General features: G+C 40.3%; 13 protein-coding genes. All 13 read right to left on the bottom strand.

Annotated elements, in window-relative coordinates:
- Window positions 1-198: 198 nt before the first annotated feature.
- The 13 genes from ACYUJT_RS22060 to flgK all read right to left on the bottom strand — a co-directional run bounded on the left by ACYUJT_RS22060 (window position 199) and on the right by flgK (window position 13,288).
- Window positions 199-1,317 (bottom strand): glycosyltransferase, encoded by a 1,119-nt coding sequence (locus ACYUJT_RS22060; protein ID WP_460326381.1) that lies wholly within the window; start codon window positions 1,315-1,317, stop codon window positions 199-201.
- Window positions 1,298-2,554 carry a flagellin lysine-N-methylase gene (gene fliB / locus ACYUJT_RS22065; RefSeq protein WP_460326383.1) on the bottom strand — a complete coding sequence of 419 codons (1,257 nt, stop codon included), beginning with the start codon at window positions 2,552-2,554 and terminating at the stop codon, window positions 1,298-1,300. Before fliB ends, ACYUJT_RS22060 begins: the two co-directional genes overlap by 20 nt.
- Window positions 2,555-2,669: 115 nt before the next feature.
- Entirely contained in the window at window positions 2,670-5,825 is a 3,156-nt protein-coding gene (locus ACYUJT_RS22070) for an IPT/TIG domain-containing protein (protein WP_460326385.1), read from the bottom strand.
- A gap of 27 nt (window positions 5,826-5,852) precedes the next feature.
- Entirely contained in the window at window positions 5,853-6,170 is a 318-nt protein-coding gene (locus tag ACYUJT_RS22075) for a hypothetical protein (RefSeq protein WP_460326388.1), read from the bottom strand.
- The gene (gene fliS / locus ACYUJT_RS22080) at window positions 6,170-6,553 is read right to left on the bottom strand and encodes a flagellar export chaperone FliS (RefSeq protein ID WP_460326391.1); all 384 of its coding nucleotides are present in this window, start codon (window positions 6,551-6,553) and stop codon (window positions 6,170-6,172) included. The genes ACYUJT_RS22075 and fliS overlap by 1 nt, the downstream gene beginning before the upstream one ends.
- Before the next feature lie 30 nt (window positions 6,554-6,583).
- Window positions 6,584-8,020, bottom strand: coding sequence for a flagellar filament capping protein FliD (gene fliD, locus ACYUJT_RS22085; protein ID WP_460326393.1), 1,437 nt, complete (start codon window positions 8,018-8,020; stop codon window positions 6,584-6,586).
- 12 nt (window positions 8,021-8,032) lie between these two features.
- Window positions 8,033-8,380 carry a flagellar protein FlaG gene (locus ACYUJT_RS22090; protein ID WP_460326396.1) on the bottom strand — a complete coding sequence of 116 codons (348 nt, stop codon included), beginning with the start codon at window positions 8,378-8,380 and terminating at the stop codon, window positions 8,033-8,035.
- 83 nt (window positions 8,381-8,463) lie between these two features.
- Window positions 8,464-9,306 (bottom strand): flagellin N-terminal helical domain-containing protein, encoded by an 843-nt coding sequence (locus tag ACYUJT_RS22095; protein ID WP_460326398.1) that lies wholly within the window; start codon window positions 9,304-9,306, stop codon window positions 8,464-8,466.
- Between the two features lie 156 nt (window positions 9,307-9,462).
- Complete coding sequence (csrA, locus tag ACYUJT_RS22100; RefSeq protein WP_460326400.1) at window positions 9,463-9,708, bottom strand: carbon storage regulator CsrA; 246 nt, start codon at window positions 9,706-9,708, stop codon at window positions 9,463-9,465.
- A complete protein-coding gene (gene fliW / locus ACYUJT_RS22105; protein ID WP_460326537.1) occupies window positions 9,686-10,144 on the bottom strand; it encodes a flagellar assembly protein FliW in 459 nt (152 codons plus the stop codon). The genes csrA and fliW overlap by 23 nt, the downstream gene beginning before the upstream one ends.
- Before the next feature lie 79 nt (window positions 10,145-10,223).
- Window positions 10,224-10,796, bottom strand: a complete 573-nt coding sequence (locus tag ACYUJT_RS22110) for a DUF6470 family protein (protein ID WP_460326402.1) — start codon at window positions 10,794-10,796, stop codon at window positions 10,224-10,226.
- Between the two features lie 12 nt (window positions 10,797-10,808).
- Window positions 10,809-11,711 (bottom strand): flagellar hook-associated protein FlgL, encoded by a 903-nt coding sequence (gene flgL / locus ACYUJT_RS22115; RefSeq protein ID WP_460326404.1) that lies wholly within the window; start codon window positions 11,709-11,711, stop codon window positions 10,809-10,811.
- An 11-nt stretch (window positions 11,712-11,722) separates the two neighbouring features.
- Entirely contained in the window at window positions 11,723-13,288 is a 1,566-nt protein-coding gene (gene flgK / locus ACYUJT_RS22120; RefSeq protein WP_460326406.1) for a flagellar hook-associated protein FlgK, read from the bottom strand.
- Between the last annotated feature and the right edge of the window lie 21 nt (window positions 13,289-13,309).

Consider the following 13,309-nt stretch of genomic DNA (forward strand, 5'->3'; position numbering starts at 1 on the left):
TGTATTATAGTTTAATAATTATATCGGTTTGTTTTCATCTAACTATGAACTAAATAATGAAGCTTTATTTACCAGCTTGCCCGGAACCGTGTTAACTGTAAATGCGGCGCTAGGAACTTTATATTATATTGAACAACAAAAATAGACCTAAGGTACCTCCTTAGGTCACTTCCTTAAATGAATCTCTTATTTATTAATTCAAGTCTCCAGCTCTTTAAGCCGAATCAATGATGGTTTAAAGTCGAACTTAGCACTGTATCTATAATATTTTATGGCACTTGATTTGTCGCCTGTCACCTCATAATACAAGCCTAAATTGTATGCTGCCCTATAAGACCCAACGCCTTCTACGGTTTCATATTTATTGGGACTAACCTCGCCTAAAGCAAGGCAATGTTCAAAAATTTCCTTTATTTCATTAAACTGATTCACTGATTTTTTCTCTATTAGCGAGGTTCCGTATAAAAAGTATAAATCGGTATAATCAGGGAATAACTCAATCGCATCTCCAAGCAATAATTCTAAAGTTGCAAATTGTTTCTCATGCAATAAACAGTATCCATACGAAAGAAATACAGTCGGCGTATAACTAGGGACGCCGCCCTTTTTCTTAGAAAGCAACTTAATAGTTTCATCAAAATAAACTATTGCATTCTCGTAATCTCCATTCGTATATAAGGTTTGGCCCATTTGAAATCTTGTATAGGCTGAGTTAGGCTTTAATAATAGCTGTTGCTCTATGAGAGCTAAATTACGCTCTATTTTTTGTTTTCTTGTCATTTCACTAGTCTGATAACCATAGTGATGAATTACCACATTAGTTGATCCAACTTGTTCTAGTTCTTTATCTTCCAAGGTAAGCTGCTCATGGATAAGTCCCTCATATTTGTACCCCTTATGGTTTGGAAACAATCGGGTGATCTCCGACGAAACGCATTTTCCTTGATCCATATGATTCTTAAGAACTACTGTCGCAGGATACTTCTCGCTTTGATTTGCAGTATATTCAAACAAACTCTGCGCTGAGTCGAGATCCATTTGCTCATCTGCATCTATAATAAGAATAAATGGTTGAGAAGCTAATGAAATAGAATAATTTCTCGCAGCTGCAAAATCATTCATCCACTCATATGCATATACTTTGATGGACCTCTGCTCTACTATTTCTTTTGTACGATCCGTTGACCCAGTATCCACAATAATGATTTCTTCAACGATTCGTTCTAATTGGCTAACGCAAGCCTCTATGTTTTCCTCTTCATTTTTCACAATGATGCACGCTGATACCGGCGCTTTACTAAGCATTGATTTTCTCACTCTTTCTATCCTTCAACAAAGATGCGATATGAGCTAGTGTGGTAAAACCATTCTCCTCTAGAAGTAACATCATGCCGCTCAAGTAGCCACTATTATGTTCAATGGCACGTACAAAAGGCTGGATAATCTTAATCGCTTGGTCTGTACTAAGTCCTTTGGAGTAACCTGAGATTCCCACAAAGTGCACCTTTAACATAGCAAAAATTGTCGATAATTGAATATAGTCTTTAAAAACTTTACCAGACGCCATATTGGGAAACATGCTTTCGAACATGTAATTCACGACATAGTTTTCAAAAATATATTCATGCTCATTCAAAAAGGGCAGATAGTAGTTTGTATAGTTATATAAATAAGTATCTTCCAGTTCGCTCTTTGAAATGTCTTCTTTTCCCTCAAGATTCAAGCCACGAATCATATCATTAAAGCAATCTAAATATCTGCTGCTAGTAATCCCCGATCTCTTCCGGACAGCAACGAGTTCTAAAATCGTTTCAATTTGCAAAGATAAACTATCATTTATATTTTCAAGACTGCGCAAATAATCCGAATCATTAATCTTTTGCTGATATTCATTAATCAAATTGATTATTTCTTGATAATTTTTCCTGTCTAATAGTTCTTGAAGCCTATTCATAAACAGACCTAAGAAAATGAGTCGATCACTTATTCCTAGTTTTCTATTTTGAACAATGTCAATGGCAAATTCCCGAACCTCCCAAAAAAAGAAATTTCCGTTGTTTACGCCATCCGTTTTTAAACTAATCATTGTAGACCAGTTTTTATTCACTTCGTATTCCTTTTTGTCGAAATCAATTCCATCAGGGTTTAAAAGAGCTAATCTGGCAATTTCCGGGCATGATAATTTAGCGGACAGTTCGTATTCTTGATCAATTTTATTAAGCATTCTCGGATACGTTGTACATACGGGGGACAGCATATCTTCGCCAAAGTTTAATTGTAATCCGCATAGGTTTTTCTCATTTAACATAGGACAACGAGTCTTGCTATCCATAGAAAAGTAGGCATATTTTGAATCGGATGCGGTTTGGTTTTTTATTCGTTTCAAACCCTTATTTAGCTTCCCTGTTAATTCTGCATGCTTTATTTTTTTGTATTTTTGATAAGTTTTCTTATTTAAAGTAACCTGCCATCCTATACAGCAGCTATCTTCACAATCACTGCCTATACAGGAAAATGAATTCATGTAGGTTGGTGTTAGTACAATTTCTTTCATCTTTCTGCCTCCTATGCTCATCTCAAGATATATATCGACTAAAAACAACAAAAAATGAATAAGATAAAAAAGGAAAGGACCTCCTAGGTCCCTTCCAAATCATTCAATCAAACTATTATTTATACTCGAAATCTTTCGTGTTACTTTCTTTACCATCTGGATTTATTACTTTAACTGAGATTACACCTGGTCCTGCAGCTGGAGGAACAGTAATTTTAAACCGAGTACTATTAACAAACTGCGGAATAATAATAGTTCCACCAAAATCGATAATACCACCATTCTGGTATCCTGAACCATCTACATACATCGTATACCCGCCAGCTATAGAGCTACTAGAAACCGTTAATCTTGTAATAGTAGGAGCTGGTATCTCAGGTGGAGCATCATAAACAAAATCGATCGTGGCTGATGTTCCCGTTGGATTTGTCAATACGATCGGAACAGGACCGGGAACTGTACCTGCAGGAGTAATAATGCGAATTCTCGTACTATTAATGTACGTGAAGCTTATAGGCTGTCCATTAAAGGTAACAGTTAAACCTGGATCATAATTTGCTCCATCAACATATATAGATGTATTTCCGGCTAAGGGCCCGTTTCCAGGAATTAATTTAGTTATCGTGAGTTTCGGCTCTTCATAGTTGAACCCGTTCTGTACAGTATGATTCTGGCCATCTGGATTCGTGATTGTTACATCCACAGCCCCAACGATTGATGAAGCTGGAACCATAACTCTAACCCTGCTAGAACTCATAAAAGAATACAGATTCAATTGGTTTGCACCTATAGTAACCGTAGCATTCCTCTGGAAATTTTGCCCATTTATATCAATGATGTAATTTCCTGTCGTTAGCCCCGAATTTGGAGAAATGGAGGTAATTTCAGGGGCAGGAATAACAATCGGTGGATCATATAAGTATGCATTTGCTTTTTCAACTGATTGAGCATCAGGATTTACAACTTTCACATTCACATACCCCGCAACCGTTGCTGGTGGGGCTGTAATCGATAGTCGAGTAGCATTAACAAATGTTGTGGCGATTGCTTGATCATTAAAATAAACCTGAGCACCATTTACAAAGTTCTGGCCATCAACATATACTCTATTTCCACCATCGAAAGGTCCACTCGCCGGAGTTAAAGATTTTATTGACGGCATTGGCGGTGGAGGTGGCGCAAGATATTCAAATGCATCAGATAAACTTACAGTCTGCTGATCAGGATTAGTAACTGTAATACTTACTTTTCCTGGAACAGCCCAAGGAGGCGTGATAACTCGAATTCTAGAAGGATTTACAAGTGTTGCTTGAGTAACTTCGATGTCATCGAAGAAAACCTTTACTCCCGACTGAAATCCGCTTCCATCGACATAAATTGAATCTCCACCAGCAAGTTTTCCTTCTGCAGGGGTTACACTTTTAATAGTCGGTGCAGGTGGTGGAGGTGGAGTTTCATAAGTATATGCCAATGGCAGTATTACAGAATATCCATTAGGCCCTTCAACCCTTACATCAACCGGACCTGCATTCGGATTCGCCGGAGCATTAACCAGTATATAAGTAAGGCTTGAATATTTATAGTTGGTACCCTCTATATCACCAAAGAACACTTTGGTGCCAGGCTGTATCAATGTACCATTAACCGTGATTGTTTCGCCGCCCGTTACAAGCCCCGTCGCCGGCGAGATAGAGCTGATGGTCATTTTAGGTGGTTCATTGTAAGTAAACGATTGAGGCAGAGTAGCTGTTCTTTCGTCCGGATTTTCAACAGTTACATCTACTGTTCCCGGAGCGATTCCTGCTGGTGTTGTCGCGGAAACGTAGCCACTATGACTAAATGTCACATTAGTAGCATATGTGTCGCCGAACTTAACCTTTGCCCCCCTCATGAAGGCACTTCCCCTGACTTGTACTAAAGTATTTCCTTCTAATGCCCCATTATTAGGTGATACAGATGTAATTATCGGGTCATCATAATAAACATAAGTCGCAACGGCTGCTTGTCCGTCTGTATTTATAAGTTTAAGCTCGGCTGTACCTTGATATCCTGCTGGCACAAGCGCCTTTACTTCTGTTGGACTTATATAGTCAACCTTAGATGAGTAGGTTCCAGCAAATGACACTCTAGCTTTATCTCTAAAAAATTCACCCGTGATAGTTACTGTATCGCCACCAGTAACTTTACCCTCTCCTGGAGTGACGGAAGTAATAACCGGAGCAGGATATTTAACCGTAACAAGCGGATTAGGAATAGCTGCCTGTTTCGAAGCTCCCGTGTAATCTTTATATGTAATGGTTGAACCACTAGCATTCACAGGGAGACTCCCTACCCCACTATCTTTCTTATGTCTAATTTTATATGTGAACGTAAGGGTATCTTTTTTCATTTCCAGGAAATTCCATACCAACTTATTCCCATCAACGGTAGGACGAGGTATGTTGTTATCATATGAACCTGGAACTATTTCGAACTTATCAGAGATCACATCATTCACAACTACATCATAAGCACTTGCTAGTCCAATCTCTTGAACAATCGCAGCATAAATATCCGATAGTCCAACGGATCCTAAAACAAAGTGATGGTGATGCGCTGTCGTAGCCATCTCTTTCATTAATATGTTAGGACCGCTAGTTTCTGGATTAGCGTTTGCCTCAAGCAAAGCGATCGTGTAGAAAACAATGCCTGCCTCTTTAGCTTCATTTGCTGTATCCAAGGCAAATTGATAAGGGTTATCATTCGGAATCGTTGCATCGCCATCCGTTAGAAGTACAATAACTGGTTGAGCATTGTCTCTGTGATTTTGAAGCATTTCCTTTGCCTTTAAAATGGCATCCCCTGTTGCAGTTCCCCCACCTGATCTAAGATTAGAAATATAGTTCTTAGCCGCAGCCGTATCTGTTGTTAAATCGAAAGTTTTTGAGGAATCGCTGTAATCAACAATTCCGACACGGTGTTTTGAAAAATCCATTAAATCTATAAACCCTTTTGCCGAGTTCTTGGCATCTTCCATCTTTTGCGTGCCCATACTTCCTGATCTGTCAATAATCAAGACTACATCATTCGGCAACACAACATTAACAGGCGGGTTACCTGTTATATCAAGTTTAACTTCAACCTCTTCCCCTTCAAGAATAGTTGACGGAGAAGCTGTTTTCTTAACTGTCAAATAGTTAGTGTTCGCTGACGCTGAATTTGGAGCCAGTTGCAAACCAGCAAGGATAACAATCATTGCCATAAAGCTAACCAATAAACGCTTAATACTCATACTTTTTCCTCTCTTTCTAAAATGTTTTTATCCTTTACGGTCAATATAAAAGCCCTCAGGATTCACTTGGTTTCCGTAGTTTAACTTCCTAGCACGACGCATTTCTGCCATCTTTTGACTTACTAGTGTTTTTATTGTATTATGCATTTTATACACCTGTTCACACTGCATCTTCCATTTTTCCAAGTCATTGAAATTATTGGTATTTATGCCGAGTAACTTTTGGTAAAGAGAATCAATCTCCTCCGCCTCTTCTAAGTAAGAAGACACATCAAAATGGCGGAGGTGTTTGTCATACAGCCCGATAATTTCATGCAAAATAATTGTTGCTTCATTTTGATTCATTACTCATTACCACTTTTTACGATTTGTAATGCCTGTTTCCAGGTTTCTACCATTCCTTTTGCGAAGTCAATCACCTCATTCAATATTTCAATATCTTTCTTCACGATAAAGTCACTCAACCGTCTTAAATAATAATCATACAGTTGGTAAAGCTGTTTTGAAATATCGTAATCCATATTGAGGGTAACTAGAAGTTCCTGGAGGATATCACGGGAACGGTAAATATTATGCCTGCATTGCTCAATATCACCATTCTCAAATTGACTCCTGGCTAAATTAAGCCTTTTATACAACTCCTCATACAAAATAAGCGTAAGCTCCCCTGGACCCGCAGTCTCTACTCTGACCTTTTGATAGTGAAGTTGATAATTCTGCTTCATCATAGTTATTCTCCTCAATATTTTACGTATTTGTTACATACCTAATTGCTGTGCTAGCCACGAACCTTGACTGTTTAGCTGTTGCAGCGCTTTTTCCATGGCAGTAAATTGCTTGTAGTAACGATTTTCAGTTCTTTGTAGCCGATCATCCAGTGTAAGAATCTTTGAATTCAAGTTCTTCAATAGGTTTCCATAGTAGCTGTCATCGATAGTCTCACTATTTATGCCGTTACCGATTTTTTTTGTAATTTTTGCGCTTTGTTTTTGAAGCGCCTGGTAGATTCGGTCTGCAAATCCCATCTGTTCAAAGTATTCACTTGAATTTTTATCTGCAGTAGGCACCTGGGTAAATAAGTTAATTACATCTTCAGGATGATCATTTATTGCTCGTTCTAGTTTAGCTTCATCTATCTTTAATTTCCCAAGCTCACTAACCCCGCCGTCCATAAATGACTTAAAGCTAATACCAATATCACTTAAAGATTTAAAAGCTCCAGTAGTATTAAATGCTTTAGCCAATCCATTTCTAAGGGAGTTAATAGTATCTTCAATGATGCTATCATTTCTCAAAAGACCGCTTTTCGCTTTATTTTCCCACAACTCAACTTGCTTCTCGTTCATTGCTTCCTTTTCTTCATCGAGCAGGGGTTTATAATCTCGAAATACCGGTTCTGATGATTTAGCACGAAGAGTATCAATGGTTTCATTATACAAATTAACAAGATTCATTATCGTGTCTTTGACAGAGGTTATGTCCTTAGTTACATTTACAAGTATTGAACCTGATGAGACCCCCTTTAACTTTAGGGAAACCCCATCCAATTCTAGGCTATTGTTCGAGATTTCAATCTGTTGCCCATTCACCAATACCTCGGCATTATCACCACGAATCGTTCCTGCTTGGAAGCCTAATTGTTGAGTGTCTCCAGCTAACGTAATTTGTGACTTCTCCCCGATGGAACTCGAAACTAATGAAATCCGATTATTCACGGTATCATAGTTTGCCCGAATTCCTAAACCAGACTTATTAATCTCATCAATTACATTTTGAGGAGTTTTGGAGTCCAGAGTAATGTCCTTACTATCGGTCCCATTGGAAATAGTAATTGTACCAGATAAGCCCCCGTTAGAAAGCTCATCTCCGATCATTGTAGCAGATGTAGCCATTCTGTTAACCTGAATGCTGTAAGAAGCTTCCTTAGCTCCAGATTTCATGGTCGCCTCTACTACAGATGAATTACTTGAATTCGCTTTAAGTTTCGTAAAGTTAGAATCAAACCTTAGTTTATCTGCAGCATTCGTCAATTTTGACAATGTTGTATTCAGGTTACGATATTGATCTCTTGTCCAAATAACAGTTTGCTTTTGCTGGTATACCTTTTTAGAGGGTAATTTCTCTGCCCTCATTAAGTCAGATACGAGTTTATCAATGTCCATACCTGAGGCCATACCACTAATTCTGATAGTCATAATTATCACCCCTTAAATTCTACGATCTGTAAATAACCCTGCTAGTTCACAAAGATTGTAAACTAGATCAATCAATTTCTCGGGTGGAATTTCTTTTAATACCTCATGAGTTTTAGAGTTTACTACCTTAATCATCATCTGATTAGTACCTTCATGGAAAGATACCTTTACTTCCGTATCAAGATCATTTAAGGTCTTATTCGCTCTATTAACAAGATTCTCTAATCCCTTGTCATCAACTGGCAGCGCATGATCTTGCTGTTGAGTTTTAAACAAAGATGAAGAATATTCTCCGACCACTGAAGGCAGCTGCCCCTGTCTAATGAAAGGAAGTGTAGATATATCACTACTTACTTTCATCATCGATTCCCCTTATTTAATTAAAGTTCTACTGTTATAGCAAAAACCGGCCGGAAAACCCGGCCGGCCTCATTCTACTGAAATTATCTAAGCAGTTGCAGGATACCTTGTGGTTGTTGGTTAGCCTGAGCCAACATTGCAGTAGCAGCTTGAGTAAGAATGTTATTTTTCGTGAAATCGCTCATTTCCTTAGCCATGTCTACGTCACGGATCCGGGATTCAGCAGCTTGGAGGTTCTCAGCCGTAGTTCCCAAGTTGTTTACAGTATGCTCGAGACGGTTTTGAACAGCACCCAGGCCAGAACGAATTTCAGATACTTCGTCAATTGCCTTCTGTACCTTAGTCAAGTTCAGTTTAACTTCTTCGTTCAAATTATCTGCATCAGCAATAGTTGTAAGATCCTTCAAGTCTTTAATAGAAAGATCGCCTACCTTCGCTGATTTCAATGTCAGCGTAATAATGTCGCCTTCGTTAGCACCTACTTGGAAATCCAAAGGCTTACCGTCTACACCATCTGTCAACAGCTCTCTGCCGTTGAACTTCGTTTGCTCAGCAATGCTGTCGATTTGAGCAGTCAATTGAGTAATCTCATCTTGAATTTTCTTAGCATCGGAAGTAGTCAATGTTTCGTTGGCAGCTTGAGTATAAAGTTCACCCATACGTTGCAGCATGGAGTGAGTTTCATTCAAAGCACCCTCAGCTACTTGAATCATGGAAATACCATCCAAAGCGTTGCGGCTAGCTTGCTCCAAACCGCGAACTTGGTTACGCATTTTCTCGGAAATAGCCAAACCTGCTGCATCGTCTGCTGCACGGTTAATGCGGTAACCGGAAGAAAGTTTTTCCAAGTTTTTGGAAGAGTTAAGGTTGTTGAAAGCCAATTGACGCTGAGTGTTGTAAGAGCTGATATTGTGGTTAATACGCATAATAAAATTCCTCCCTGGAATGTTTTGGTGATTAGCATCCTTGCTTCACCCTATGTGGCCGGACTCATGACTTGCGGCCGCTAACGCCATGATCTCGTCCCATGATATATATATCGGTTAACTCACACTATTGTTTATAGCTTTTGCAATATTTTATTAATTTTTTTTAATTTTATTTTGTGAGGTTACGTTCAATAGCAATTCTTGTACATTCAACTCTCGAAGTACCGCTTCCTTATTCTGCTCCTGTATCGCGTCATAGATTTCCTCCCTATAAATGCTGACATGCGAAGGTGCTTCGATCCCAATACGAACTTGATCACCCGCAACATCTATGACTGAAATAACAATGTCATGGTTTATCATAATTTTCTGACCTTTATTTCTGGATAGAATCAGCATGGTTTCCCTCCTGCTCTGCAGACTCTGTAAGCAAATAGCGAGCGCTGTATTCCGGCCGGTCAAGAATAATTTGAGCAGCTTCTCTCGTTATAGAATTCATAATGATAGGAGCTTTTAAGTTCATAGAAATATCAGAAGGAGACCTTACAGTTACCACAGAGCGTACAATGACCTGATCTGCTTGTTCGATACGGAGCAGATCGAGCCAACGCTGTTCAAGTGTAAATTCATACTCTGGACAGAACAGAAATGGATCAGTCAATACAAAAGTTAGGTTCTCTTCTTCCAGTGATTGAATAAATTCAAAAGGACTATTGTTATCAGATATATTTACGAAGTTCCGGTAGTCTTCAAATCCTAAGAGTGGAACTAAAAAAGTCCATGAACTATCGCGATTAACCTCTATTTCCCCGAATCTAGCTGTGTTTACGATCATCACAGGCAGCTCCTCCTTTAATAAAAAAAATAGCTACATGAAGGAATAGGTCATTCATTGTAGCTATATTACTAGTTAATTAAACGACCTCATCCAAATTGCGACTCGTAGCCGTCATAAATATAAAATTTTTCTGGATCAAATACGGATTAACTTTGCCTGGATAATAATCAACGACAGGTTTGCGAATGACTGGATCAGCACTTACCTTGCCAGGCAAGTAATTCATAGATAAAGATCCTGGCGTAAACGTAACATCGACATTATCGTAACCTGCAGGACCCATAAATTCAATAGGGCGGTCTTTTAATACATTTTGGCGGGCAATTTCCGCAAATGCATTTCCGGGTTGATGGAATGCCATCATCCGGTCACCTGCCTGAGCAATTTCTGCAATATTTCGCATAGATGACTCTAAGGAGCTTTGTGCTATTCGATCTGTGAACTCAGCGAACTTAGCCATCCCTAGTGCAGACCAGGCTTTCCTTGAATCTATTTCTAAAGTAGGCCTCGCTTGTTCCATCTCAAGTTTACCCGGCTCTTGATGTAAATTCAATGAAGGTCTAGGCTGCTCAATGCTAAACTGGCCCCTCGTAGTTTCTATACCCAACTTACTATAACCCTGATTAATTTGTATGCGGGGAATCTGCATTTACATCCCCCCCTATCGCAGAAAATCTAGCAAACTAGGCCGGATAATCCGTGCCATAGTGTCAAGCGAAGCCTGATAAATACTCTCTGCTGTCTTGAGTTCAGTAATTACTGCCGGCATGTCAGCATCTTCGATTAAGGACTGAAGAGATACATAATTTAAATTCAAATCATTTAGGCGGCTCATCGAGAATTCAAGACGATTCTGTTTGCCTCCAACTTCCGCTTGGGCTGTAATCACCCTTTCCAAATTCCCTTGCAGCGCGGAAATCATTTGTTGAATCGCGTTTGTTCCTGCAGGACTGGTATCTGTCAAAGCATTTTTGAAATCATCCAGCACTTTAAATAGTCCCGTATTATCGTCAAAGGCTCCAAATACTTTGTCACCAAGCAAATTTACCGGAATATAAACACCCGCGCCAATTTGGTATTGAACCACACCTTGATCCAAACTATAAGCCATATTTGCCGGATCACTTGGATAAGGCGGTTCATTTACCCGCTGTCCATTAAATACGTACTTTCCTTTGAATTGCGAGTTTCCTAATAAAACAAGCTGTTCGTACAGTTGATCTACCTCTTGCTTAGCATTGTTTCTAGCATCCGCTGGAACCGTATCCGTTCCAGTTTGTACTGCCAATTCAGCGAGCCGCTGAATAATATTGGTTGCTTCCGTCAGAACAGTATCCGTAAATAACATCCAGGAGTCCGCATCCGATACATTTTCCTCAAATTGAGTCGTTGAGCTAATTTCGCCGCGGTATTGCAATGCGCTTGCAACGCCAGCCGGATCATCGGATGGACGGTTAAGCCGCCGATTCGTCATCAGCTGTTCCTGGTATTTGTCCAGCCGTTTGAAATTGTTCTGTAAATTGCTCATCATCGATCTACTCATCATAGACTGAGTGATACGCATGTACTCATCTCCTATCTACCGACAATTCCCGTGCCGTTAATCAATTTATCGAGCATTTCATCAATCGTTGTCATTACGCGGGCGGAAGCACTGTAGGCATGCTGGAACCTGATCATATCCGCCATTTCCTCATCCAGTGAGACACTGCTTACCGCTTGACGCAACCTATCCGCATGGTCAGATAACAAGGTACCGTTCTGTACCATCCGATAGGCATCATCCGAATCTGTCCCTAGCTGGGCAATGACCGATTGCAAATAACCAGCAAAGGTTCCTTCATTAGTAATCGCGCCATTCTGGCCCCGATAATCAAACTTGCCTTCTGCTAACGAAGCGATCAATAATGCCAGATCCCCGTTACCCTGCAGTACCTTCTCTGTAGTAACCCCATTCTGGGTGACCTGTTCAACTCGCATGGCAGCCGCGATATTAGCCAAGTTGTCGATAATCCCCGGATTCACGCGCATATTTGCGGCTGTGATTGGGCCACCTCCTAAGGCAACAAAAAAGTCTTGACCCGGCGTTGCTGGCTCTTGAAGGGTATAACCAAGCTTATGTAGGCCATTCAACCCATCTACGGTATGCTTAGTATCCTGAGCGAGTTTTCTTGGATTTGTTGGATCCATCACCGCACCTGGTATAGTGACTCCAGGAGGCAAAATTGACCCCGCTGGCAGAGTGACCTCAATTTTTCCAGTAGCAAGCGTGTTGGCCATCACATTCATCTGATTAATATAGTTTTGAACATGAATGTCGCGAGATTCTACATAACCGGCAATTTCCCCTCTTGTAAGAGCATTGACGTTAGCTAAAGCAAACTCTGTAGGAGGCTGAATGCCATCTACAACCATAACATCACCGAAGATCACCTGGTAGTTGTCATCAGTTTCTATCACTTGCAAGTTCCCAAGCGTGGACAACTGGTCAATCAGCAAATCGCGCTGGTCTCGCAGGTCGTTAGCATTATCGCCAAGCCCTTCCACCCGATTAATCATGATCGTCAAATCCGAGATTTGCTGGACGGTATTATTCACTTCCGCAACCTTTACGTCAATCCGTTGAGTCAGGTTATTTTGCAGCGTGTTCAGCTGAGAGGCGATATGGTTAAAGGTCTCTGTAAGAGCGAGCGCCTTCTGCTGAACTACCGTTCGCGCAGACAAGTCGGTGCTGCTCGGATTCTTACTAAGCAACTGCCAAGCATTCCAGAATTCCGAAATACTCGTAGCAATACTATTCTCCGAGGGTTCGTTAAAAATCCCCTCAACGTTGGATAGCGTCTCTTGCTTCACAATCCAGGTTGACAAATCAGAGTTTTGATTCCGATATTCGATATCCAGCAGGAAATCGCGAATCCGTTTAATGCTAGTAACTTCGACGCCCATCCCAAGCTGGTTCGGGTTCGTCGAACGGGTCATCCCTGGAAATTCAATCGGTCTAGCTGCGGCCATCTTGGCTACTTGACGAGAATAACCTGGTGCATTAGCGTTCGTAATATTGTGGCCCGTCGTGGCCAACGCTGTTTGTTGGGCAACTACTCCCCGTTTACCAACTTCAAGTGTATGAAAAGTAGATCTCATTTTGTCATTTCACTCCTATCC

The sequence above is a fragment of the Paenibacillus sp. YSY-4.3 genome (genome assembly GCF_054767475.1).

Coding starts and splice junctions, on each gene's coding strand:
- fliB (WP_460326383.1), bottom strand. CDS start 2,554: ATGAAAGAAATTGTACTAACACCAACCTACATGAATTCATTTTCCTGT.
- ACYUJT_RS22070 (WP_460326385.1), bottom strand. CDS start 5,825: ATGAGTATTAAGCGTTTATTGGTTAGCTTTATGGCAATGATTGTTATC.
- ACYUJT_RS22075 (WP_460326388.1), bottom strand. CDS start 6,170: ATGAATCAAAATGAAGCAACAATTATTTTGCATGAAATTATCGGGCTG.
- fliS (WP_460326391.1), bottom strand. CDS start 6,553: ATGATGAAGCAGAATTATCAACTTCACTATCAAAAGGTCAGAGTAGAG.
- fliD (WP_460326393.1), bottom strand. CDS start 8,020: ATGACTATCAGAATTAGTGGTATGGCCTCAGGTATGGACATTGATAAA.
- ACYUJT_RS22090 (WP_460326396.1), bottom strand. CDS start 8,380: ATGAAAGTAAGTAGTGATATATCTACACTTCCTTTCATTAGACAGGGG.
- ACYUJT_RS22095 (WP_460326398.1), bottom strand. CDS start 9,306: ATGCGTATTAACCACAATATCAGCTCTTACAACACTCAGCGTCAATTG.
- csrA (WP_460326400.1), bottom strand. CDS start 9,708: ATGCTGATTCTATCCAGAAATAAAGGTCAGAAAATTATGATAAACCAT.
- fliW (WP_460326537.1), bottom strand. CDS start 10,144: ATGATCGTAAACACAGCTAGATTCGGGGAAATAGAGGTTAATCGCGAT.
- ACYUJT_RS22110 (WP_460326402.1), bottom strand. CDS start 10,796: ATGCAGATTCCCCGCATACAAATTAATCAGGGTTATAGTAAGTTGGGT.
- flgL (WP_460326404.1), bottom strand. CDS start 11,711: ATGCGTATCACTCAGTCTATGATGAGTAGATCGATGATGAGCAATTTA.
- flgK (WP_460326406.1), bottom strand. CDS start 13,288: ATGAGATCTACTTTTCATACACTTGAAGTTGGTAAACGGGGAGTAGTT.